We start from the raw sequence: 6,090 nt of genomic DNA on the forward strand, positions 1-6,090 counted from the left end.
GCCGACTTCTCACGCACACAATGACCTTCCGTTTGGTCCGGCTGCGAGCAAGGTGCCCCTATTCGTCAGTGTGACGCAAACGGGTTGGAAGCCGCTTGCCCAGCCTGCGGCGTCTGACATGCTGATGGTCCGTCGAGAGGGGTCGCAGCGATGCAGTGGAAGATCCACGGGGAACGTCCGATCTACGAGAACCCTTGGGTGAACCTGTGGTTGGTCGACGTCGAGCAGCCTGACGGGCGCCGCTGGGAGTACCACGTGGTCAAGCTGCGGCACCTGGCCGTGGCCGCCATCGTGAACAGCGAGAAGCAGGTCCTCATGATGTGGCGGCACCGCTTCATCACCGACACCTGGGCCTGGGAACTCCCGATGGGCCTGGTCGAGCCGGATGAGACCCCGGCGGAGGCTGCGGCCCGTGAAGCACTGGAGGAGACCGGCTGGAAGGTCTCGGACGTGAAGCCGCTGATCTACGCGCAGCCGGCGAACGGGATCACCGACTCGGAGCACTTCGTCTTCCGGGCCGACGCCGCGGAGTACGTGGGACCGCCGACCGAGCGCAACGAGTCCGACCGGATCGAGTGGATTCCCCTGTCCGATCTGCGCGGCATGATCAACCGTCGCGAGATCGTCAGCAGTGGCACGCTCGTGGGCGTGCTCCACCTGCTGCTGGACGAGGCTGGCCTTTGATCAGCCGGCCGCACTGGTGATCCGGTCGGCCAACGTCGCTACTGAGGCATTGGCCCGGTAGGGCGTGAGCAGGTGGCGGAACTCCTGGAGGTGGGCGACCACTCGGGGGGACTCGATCACTGCCACGAGATCGGCGGCTTCCGTGGCGGTCGCGCACGCCAACTCGACCTGCCGCTGCTGGAGCTGGGTGCGTGCGAGCCAAAAGCTGTGGAACGCGCGGCCCCGGAGGTTCGTCGTCGGTTCGGCCCGTAAGGCTTCGGCGATGAGGGGTTCGGCGGCGGTTGCGTCTCCCAGCTGGCCGAGGGCGATGCCGGTGTCCACAGTGAGCTTGGTGCGGTCGAAGTACTCGACCCATGCGGGGTCGTCGTCCCCCTCGCGGATGCGCTCGAAGTGCTGTTGCGCCTCGGTGATCGCGCGGTGGGTCGACGCCTGGTCGTGTGCGCTCGCGTGGCCGAAGGCTTCGCGCATCGACAGCATGGCCAGTAGCCTCGGCGTACCGCCGACAAGGCGCGCGCTGTCCTGCGCGGCTAGGGCGAGCGTGATCGCGTCCTGTGCCCTGTCCTGGTAGGTCGACTGGAGGCTGAGACAGGCCAACACGTTGGCGATGAAGGGGCGGTCGTCGATCTCTCGTGCGAGCCGAAGCGACTCAGTGAAGTATCCCTGCGCGGTGTTGTACTGCCGTGCGTCGAAGTACGTCCACCCTGTGAGGCGTGCGAGCTCGGCAGCGATGCCGTGCAGGCTGCGCCGGTAGTTGGGATCGGCGGTGTCGCGCATTATGCCCGTGACGTATCTGAGCTGACCGATTACCGCTGGCCGGAGCGCTTCGCCGCCGTGCTGGTCATCGCGCCGCCAGTAGTCCTCGATGGACGCTTGGAGGGACCGCAGGACGTTGGGCGTGACCCGCGTGCCCGCCGCGATGGCGAGGATGTTGTCGAGATCGCTGCCTGAACGCGAATCCACGACCGGCAACGGGGTACGGGCAGGCTCGACCACCGGTGTTGGGTCCCGGCGTGGGATCGGTGACGGTTCCCAACTGCGGTCCGCCAGGCCGAGCATCCGTCCCGGAATCCGTAGGCCGTCTGCGATGCGTTCGATGACGGTCATGTTGGTGATCTTCGGTCGGCCCTTCATCACCTCGCCCACCCTGCTGGGTGTCAGCTCGCACGCTCGGGCGACGTGTGAAGGGTGGAAACCGCCTTTGCGCTTGGCGAGCTGGAAGATCAACGCGAAGTCTCTCTCCGCGCATGCCGCCACCATCTCGGGGTCCGTGAGCAGCCGACGCGGAAGCCCTGGTGACGGAGTGGACTCGCTCATGGCCAGCTGCCCCTCAGCGCAAGGAAGATCATTGCTCAGTGTCACGTGAGATAACTGACCGCGAGTTTACCCATCGTGGGTACACGCGCTGGCCTTATTTCGACACCACCTGCCACGGGATTCTGGGATCGCTTCCGGGAGGACGCCGGGAGCCCGACTGATGGAGGGGAGCGGTTCTACCGATGAGTCTGATCAAAACCGCCGACCCATCAGGTACCGAGCACATCGAGATCCCGGTAGTACGGTCTGGTGACCTCGGGTGCCTGCTCCATCTGCGCTGCCATCCCGAATCTGCGGGGACCGCACGCAAGTTGGTGACTACCGCTCTGACGGCATGGTCCCTTGAGTACCTTGCGGACGTGGCTGAGCTGCTGGTGACCGAACTGGTTGCCAACGCGGCCAAGCACACGGGGTGTTCGCGGATCTCCGTCTCGGTGGACCGACAGGAGGCGTCGGTGTGGGTGGGGGTCCGGGACTCGTCCCGCGCACTGCCGTGCCGCACGGAGCCGGAGGGTCAGGCGGAGTCCGGGTATGGCCTCGGCCTGGTGGAATCCCTCTCGTCCCGTTGGGGAGTGGACTGGGCCCCGTTCGGCAAGTGGGTCTGGTTCGCGCTGAGGACGGCGACGCCATGACCTCGGACGGAACTGGGGCTCGCGGCCAACACCATGGCGAGCGTCGTGATCCCGTTGGCGCGGTGCTGACGGGGGTCTGGGCGCTCGGTCACGTGGTCACGGTGTTCCTCCTAGGAACCGCCGCGGTGAACCAACTGGACGCCGACCACCACGGCCTGGCGCACATCTCGCTGGCGGCACCGGACCACGAGCCGCCGGCCTGAGCATTGGCTCACCTCAAGACTCCCCCCGGCCCCGACGACGACACCGGGGTCGGGGGGTCGCACCACCGTGACGGGGAGTGGACCCGCCACGCCCTACGGCAACGAAGGGAGGTGAACACCATGGAGGACTTCGCCCAGCTCGACCCCGAGCCGGAGGAGGAGGCCGTCGTCCTGGGAGACGCGGCGGTCCTGACGAAGGGCAGCAACAACCAGAGTGTTGAGGGCAAGCGCTCGCCCTACAACGCCTGACAGTACTGCGGCGGCACCTCACGACCCCCGGGGGTGCCGCCGCACCACTCTCGCGCTCACTGCACGGAGGTGATCACATGAGCTTGTTCGGCGGGTCGATTTCCCGTTCTGCTCCGTCCCGGGTGCCGGTCGGTGCACGGGTTGTCTGGCGTGGGCCGTTGGCCTGGTCGGCAGGTGCTCCTGTGCGCTCGGCGAAGGACACGGGTGGGCGGCGCCTGGCTGTGTTCGGTCCGTGCGGGGCGACGGACGCTGAGCTGATCCGCCTTGTCTGGTCTGCGGACCTACGTGCTCTGGACATGGCGGCTACGGCCTGGGCTGGCGCGTACACCCTGGTTTTCGATGACGGGTACGGCGTGTGCACGGTGTGGGCCGACCCGGCGGGCGCTGCCCCTGTCTACACCGCCCGGAGGGACGGGGCCCAGGTGTGGGCGTCGAGTTCGCTCGCGCTGGCCTCCCTGCTCGACGCCGAGCCCGATACTGCCTGGCTGGCCGCGCACCTGGCCAACCCGACCGGTTGGGTTCCCGGCCGGTCGGCGTGGACGGGAGTGGAGCAGGTACCGCCGGGACACCGCTGGTCGGCCACCGCCTCCGGCGCCTCCGGCTTCACCCCGTTCTGGCGGGTGCCCGAACTCGCCTGGGCCGATGCCGTGCGACGACTGCGTGCCGACCTGGCGGGCGGCGTCCGCATCCGGGTTTCCGGCCGTGCGGCCTCCTCCGATCTGTCGGGTGGCCTGGACTCCAGCACTCTGGCGGCCCTCGCCGCCCAATGCGGTCCGGTCACCGGTCTGACCTACCACCCCAAGGGCAGGGAGAGCGGTGGAGACATCGACCACGCCCGTGCCGTCGCCCGCGTGTTTCCCGTGATCCGCCACCGCTTCATGGCCCTGGGCCCGGAGCACCTGCCGTTCACCGGCCTCGGCTCCCTCCCGCTGACGGACGAACCAGCGCCGTCCGCCATGGTTCATGCCCAACTGGGCGCACAGCTCGACATGTTGGATTCGGAGGGCATTGACGTCCATCTGACGGGGGACGGTGGCGACTCATTGTTCATGCCACCGCCCGTGCACATGGCCGATCTGGCACGATCGGGCCGCTTCCTGCGCCTGGCCGGCGACGCACAGGCATGGGCGCGCCTCTACCGGTCAAGCCCCTGGACGGCGATGGCCGCCGCTTGCAATGCCCCGGGCAAGCTCGGTGGGGCATCGGCGCCAAGGCCGTGGCTCACCCGCTACTCGCTCGATCTGGCCGACGCCGTTACCGCTCCGTACTCGGAGGTGAATGGCCTCGGGTACGCGGACCGCCACCTCCTGGAGGAGGCCCGCTACGTCGGCCGCAGCGCCGCGACGGAGAACCAGCTCGCTGCCGCGCACGGCATCGAGATGCACAGCCCCTTCACAGACACCCGCATTGTGGAATCCGTCCTCGCCACACCTGCGCCCGAGCGATGGTCCGCGCACCGGTACAAGCCCCTGCTGACCGATGTTGCGGCTCGTCTCCTGCCTCCCGCTGTCCTCCAGCGGGGGGCCAAGGGGGTGTTCGCGGCCGACCACCACCACGGGTTGCGCGCGAACAAGGCTGGCGTCCTGGATCTCACGGGCGGCTACCTCGCGGACCTTGGCCTCGTCCACCCGGCGGCCCTGCGCTCGCTGCTGGGCAACGCCGTGCTCGGCGTTGACATCCCGTGGGGGCTGATCGAACCCGTCCTCGGCACGGAGCTGTGGCTCCGGTCCTCGACGGCTGCCGGACAGGCGGTTCAGTGGGAGGAGACAGCGTGACCACGCCCGTGCCGACTTCGCACACGCGCACCGCCCTGACCGGCCGGGCGGGCGTCGTCGTCAACTACCGGACCGGCGAGACGATCGTCCTCACGGGTGGGGCACTCGCTCGCTGGCTCGCTGCGCTGGAGCAGAGCTCGGCTCCGGTTCCGGTGACGGTCAGGGACTCGGAGGTGTCCTGGGGCACGAGCGAGTCCCCCGCCCGCCTGGAGGCGCTCGTCCCACCGCCGTTGGCCTGGCGCCTGGCTGCTGCTGCCGTGCTGGCGACGACCCTTGCCGTGCGCACCGCCGGCCGCCGGGGATCGAGGTTTGGCCGCCTGCGCCACCTCGCCGAACTCGGCGGGAACCTCCCGTTGCCGACAACGGCCCACGCCCGCCTGGCGATACGCTCGGTCCGCTGGGCCGCTCGTCTGTTCCCGGCCCGCGTCGCATGCCTGGAGGAGTCCACCGCGGCCTCGCTCCTGCTCGCGCTCGGCGGCCGTGGGGGTGCCTGGCGGCACGGGGTGGCCACCGACCCGATACGGCTGCACGCCTGGATCTGTGACGTTCACGGCCTGCCGGTCGAAGAACCCGAGCACACTGGCGACTACACGCCGATCAACGCACCAACCGACCTGGGACGAGGCCCCGATGCCCACTCCGAACATCCTGCTGCCCGGTAAGCGCGTCAGCCTGGCGATGACCAACCGTGACCACCTGACCGACTACCACCGCTGGGAGAATGACCCCGGCACGATCCTCGGTTTCGGCACGCAGGTCGCCCAGTCCTGGGAGGTCCGCGCCGGTGGCTGGGAGGCCCAGGGCCGCAACCGCGACTACCCCCAGTTCGAGGTGGTCACCGCCGACGGCCACACCCCGGTGGGCATCACGACCCTCCAGATCGATCCGGTCGTGCGGACCGCCGAGTACGTCATCCTCCTGGCCCCCGAGGCACGCGGGAAGGGCTTCGCCGCTGAGGCCACTGAGCTGACGCTCCGCTGGGCCTTCGAGTACACGGCCCTGCGCATGGTGTGGCTCAAGGTCCTGGAGCCGAACGCGGCGGGTGTCGCTTCCTACCAGAAGGCCGGGTTCCAGTCCGCCGGCCGACTGCGGCAGTCGGGTTACTGGCTGGGCCGTCCCTGCGACGAACTGCTGATGGACGCCGTTGCGGACGACTTCTTGTCTGATGCCAAGTCCGTCTGAGGCCGAAGGATCGACATCAGTCCTCCGTCGCCGCTTCGGTTCAGCCGAAGC

8 protein-coding genes are annotated in these 6,090 nt (G+C 68.8%); 7 read left to right on the plus strand and 1 reads right to left on the minus strand.

Translation table 11 applies throughout. The annotated features are described in order from the left end of the window. Window positions 1-150: 150 nt before the first annotated feature. A complete protein-coding gene (locus tag ACFU7Z_RS34520) occupies window positions 151-684 on the plus strand; it encodes an NUDIX domain-containing protein (RefSeq protein WP_380781928.1) in 534 nt (177 codons plus the stop codon). On the opposite strand, the gene ACFU7Z_RS34525 is transcribed toward ACFU7Z_RS34520, so the two are convergent. After that, the gene (locus ACFU7Z_RS34525; RefSeq protein ID WP_380781930.1) at window positions 685-1,998 is read right to left on the minus strand and encodes a hypothetical protein; all 1,314 of its coding nucleotides are present in this window, start codon (window positions 1,996-1,998) and stop codon (window positions 685-687) included. A gap of 182 nt (window positions 1,999-2,180) precedes the next feature. Here ACFU7Z_RS34525 and ACFU7Z_RS34530 point away from each other — a divergent pair, with 182 nt between their 5' ends. The 6 genes from ACFU7Z_RS34530 to ACFU7Z_RS34555 all read left to right on the plus strand — a co-directional run bounded on the left by ACFU7Z_RS34530 (window position 2,181) and on the right by ACFU7Z_RS34555 (window position 6,039). After that, a complete protein-coding gene (locus ACFU7Z_RS34530) occupies window positions 2,181-2,630 on the plus strand; it encodes an ATP-binding protein (protein WP_380781932.1) in 450 nt (149 codons plus the stop codon). A 62-nt stretch (window positions 2,631-2,692) separates the two neighbouring features. Then, window positions 2,693-2,833 carry a hypothetical protein gene (locus ACFU7Z_RS34535; RefSeq protein WP_158077778.1) on the plus strand — a complete coding sequence of 47 codons (141 nt, stop codon included), beginning with the start codon at window positions 2,693-2,695 and terminating at the stop codon, window positions 2,831-2,833. 120 nt (window positions 2,834-2,953) lie between these two features. Next, window positions 2,954-3,082 (plus strand): albusnodin family lasso peptide, encoded by a 129-nt coding sequence (locus ACFU7Z_RS34540; protein WP_380781940.1) that lies wholly within the window; start codon window positions 2,954-2,956, stop codon window positions 3,080-3,082. A 77-nt stretch (window positions 3,083-3,159) separates the two neighbouring features. Beyond that, window positions 3,160-4,857, plus strand: a complete 1,698-nt coding sequence (locus tag ACFU7Z_RS34545) for an albusnodin/ikarugamycin family macrolactam cyclase (RefSeq protein ID WP_380781934.1) — start codon at window positions 3,160-3,162, stop codon at window positions 4,855-4,857. Next, entirely contained in the window at window positions 4,854-5,519 is a 666-nt protein-coding gene (locus ACFU7Z_RS34550; RefSeq protein ID WP_380781936.1) for a lasso peptide biosynthesis B2 protein, read from the plus strand. The genes ACFU7Z_RS34545 and ACFU7Z_RS34550 overlap by 4 nt, the downstream gene beginning before the upstream one ends. Beyond that, window positions 5,488-6,039: a GNAT family N-acetyltransferase gene (locus tag ACFU7Z_RS34555; RefSeq protein WP_380781938.1), complete on the plus strand. Its 552-nt coding sequence runs from the start codon at window positions 5,488-5,490 to the stop codon at window positions 6,037-6,039. The genes ACFU7Z_RS34550 and ACFU7Z_RS34555 overlap by 32 nt, the downstream gene beginning before the upstream one ends. Window positions 6,040-6,090 lie beyond the last annotated feature (51 nt).

The organism is Kitasatospora sp. NPDC057518 (genome assembly GCF_042802075.1).
In the GTDB taxonomy this organism is placed as follows: domain Bacteria; phylum Actinomycetota; class Actinomycetes; order Streptomycetales; family Streptomycetaceae; genus Kitasatospora.

Excerpts from the sequence above, each read along its gene's own strand:
- ACFU7Z_RS34520 (WP_380781928.1), top strand. The coding sequence starts at position 151 with ATGCAGTGGAAGATCCACGGGGAACGTCCGATCTACGAGAACCCTTGG.
- ACFU7Z_RS34525 (WP_380781930.1), bottom strand. The coding sequence starts at position 1,998 with ATGAGCGAGTCCACTCCGTCACCAGGGCTTCCGCGTCGGCTGCTCACG.
- ACFU7Z_RS34530 (WP_380781932.1), top strand. The coding sequence starts at position 2,181 with ATGAGTCTGATCAAAACCGCCGACCCATCAGGTACCGAGCACATCGAG.
- ACFU7Z_RS34540 (WP_380781940.1), top strand. The coding sequence starts at position 2,954 with ATGGAGGACTTCGCCCAGCTCGACCCCGAGCCGGAGGAGGAGGCCGTC.
- ACFU7Z_RS34545 (WP_380781934.1), top strand. The coding sequence starts at position 3,160 with ATGAGCTTGTTCGGCGGGTCGATTTCCCGTTCTGCTCCGTCCCGGGTG.
- ACFU7Z_RS34555 (WP_380781938.1), top strand. The coding sequence starts at position 5,488 with ATGCCCACTCCGAACATCCTGCTGCCCGGTAAGCGCGTCAGCCTGGCG.